Annotated in this window: 3 protein-coding genes; all 3 read left to right on the top strand. The window is 36.8% G+C overall.

Annotated features, from left to right (window positions below):
* Positions 1 to 807, top strand: an 807-nt coding sequence (locus tag HRT72_03335; GenBank protein NQY66741.1) for a T9SS type A sorting domain-containing protein, incomplete at its 5' end; no start/stop codon positions are given.
* Positions 808 to 846: 39 nt separating this feature from the next.
* Complete coding sequence (locus HRT72_03340) at positions 847 to 1,827, top strand: T9SS type A sorting domain-containing protein (GenBank protein NQY66742.1); 981 nt, start codon at positions 847 to 849, stop codon at positions 1,825 to 1,827.
* Between the two features lie 6 nt (positions 1,828 to 1,833).
* Positions 1,834 to 2,184, top strand: a 351-nt coding sequence (locus HRT72_03345; GenBank protein ID NQY66743.1) for a hypothetical protein, incomplete at its 3' end; no start/stop codon positions are given.

A 2,184-nucleotide genomic window follows, 5' to 3' on the forward strand; every position in this document is an offset into this window, starting at 1 on the left:
AAGGATGTTTTAATTGTTGGTGATACAGGATATGTGAGTGTACCTGGGTTTTATGGCGACTCGATCGGAAGAATTGCAATTATTGACTTGCCGAATATGTCTTTCGTTAGAGAAGATACATTAGGATTAAATGCAGGTGAAATAGGTGACTTGGTATTGTCAAACGGGAAAATTCATGCAATAAGTTCAATAACTTGGGGTGCACCTGGAACTATTGCAAAATATGTTATTGCCACTGGACAAGTAGAGGAAATTGTTCAATTTGATACGACTGTTACAAAAGGAGTATTAGAATATGACGGATTACTTTACGTGAAATTGGCTAGTAACATGGCAACTATTGATGTTTCGGACATGACAGTGGCCAATGATAATTTAATTAACGCTTCATTTTCAGCCACATTAATTGATACGGTTGATGCACTTATTTATGGGGCGATGACAGATTACTTCAGTTATGGTGAAATTGGCATATTTGGCTTGGATGGAACGCCTGTTGATACATTTAGTGTAGGGATTTCTCCAGAGGCTATGGGATTTGTGTGGCAAAGTACTGTTTCTGTTAACGAGGTTGCATTCGTGCATACTGGAGTTTACCCAAATCCTGCTCAAAATATAGTAATTGTTACTTCTGAAATTTCAAATGGAACTTATCAAGTTGTGGATGTAACAGGAAGAACAGTTCAAACAGGAAGTAATTCTAAATCAAAATTTGAATTGAATGTTTCTTCTTTAGTTTCAGGAGCATATTTTATCACAGTGTCTGACGACATATCGAGAGAAACCTACCGATTAATTAAAGAATAATAATTTCGGGAGCCTTGTGGCTCCCGAAATTTATTTAATATGAAAATCTTTATAGTTTTCTTCCTAATCATTCAGCTCACAAGTGTGTTTGGGCAATCATTTGCACCTCCGTCTAATGAAGTCGGGACCTTGGCAATGCACAAAGATTCAAGTGCCTTTGTTGGTTGGGCAACAAGTTGTAGTGTTGATAGAGGGTATCAGGACATTAATAATACCTCTCTAGGCCTAGCTTCCGCTGGTTTAGATGAATACGGTACTGGTGCTCCCTTTAATAATGGAGTTGTTAGTTTAGGTGATAATGGTATAGCTATTTTAACTTTTGATGAACCAATAGCAGACGGAGAAGGACCAGACTTTGCTGTTTTTGAAAATAGTTTTAGTAACGATTTCCTAGAACTTGCTTTCGTAGAAGTTAGTTCAGATGGGATAACCTATGTTCGATTTGATGCAGTGTCTTTAACTCAAGTAGATACTCAAGTAGAACCTGAGGGAACAACCAATGCTGAGGACTATTACAATCTTGCAGGGAAGTATAGAGCAGGTTATGGTACACCTTTCGATTTAAATGAATTAGCTGGGAATCCTGATATTAATATTGATAGCATTAATTACATTAAGATAATTGACGTGATAGGAAGCATTGATCCTGCATATGCAACATATGATTCGGAAGGGAATATGATAAATGACCCATGGCCTACGAATTACCCAACAGGTGGTTTTGACTTAGATGCGGTGGGTGTAATAAATGTGTATACCGAGGTGGGTATAGACGATATAAATACCGGTAAAGTCATGGTTTTCCCTAATCCTGTCTCCAACATCCTTCAATTTAAATCTAACGTTGAATATCATTCTTATCAAATATTTGACATAGATGGTAGAGAAAAATTAAGTAAACAGGAGACGCAAAATAGTACAGCAAATATTAATGTAACACAGTTTACTGAAGGGGTTTATTTTCTACATGTTAATACCGATTCAGGTGTAATTCGCACGACTTTTATTAAAATAAACTAGAACCGTATGCGATACATTAGGCAAGTATTCTTATTAGTTCTTGTGGTTTCGTCTTTCCATCGTGAAGTTTTTTCTCAGAGTGTATTTACCGACTCTACTTATAGCCTGCCAGTAATTAGAGTTGAGCATGTTGGTTTTAAGTCATCTGAAATAGATTCAATCTCTTTAGTCGAAAAGAAGTTTGAATCTCTTGCAGAAGTATTAGCAGCTGGGTCTCCAATATTTATCAAGAATTATGGGAAGGGAACCTTAGCTCTTACTTCATTCAGAGGAACGAGTTCTCGACATACCAAGGTCTTATGGAATAATTTCGACCTTAACTCAATAGGGTTAGGGGTGATGGACTTGTCTCTAATT

The organism is Flavobacteriales bacterium (assembly GCA_013214975.1).
Lineage (GTDB): Bacteria > Bacteroidota > Bacteroidia > DT-38 > DT-38 > DT-38.

Coding starts and splice junctions, on each gene's coding strand:
- HRT72_03340 (NQY66742.1), top strand. CDS start 847: ATGAAAATCTTTATAGTTTTCTTCCTAATCATTCAGCTCACAAGTGTG.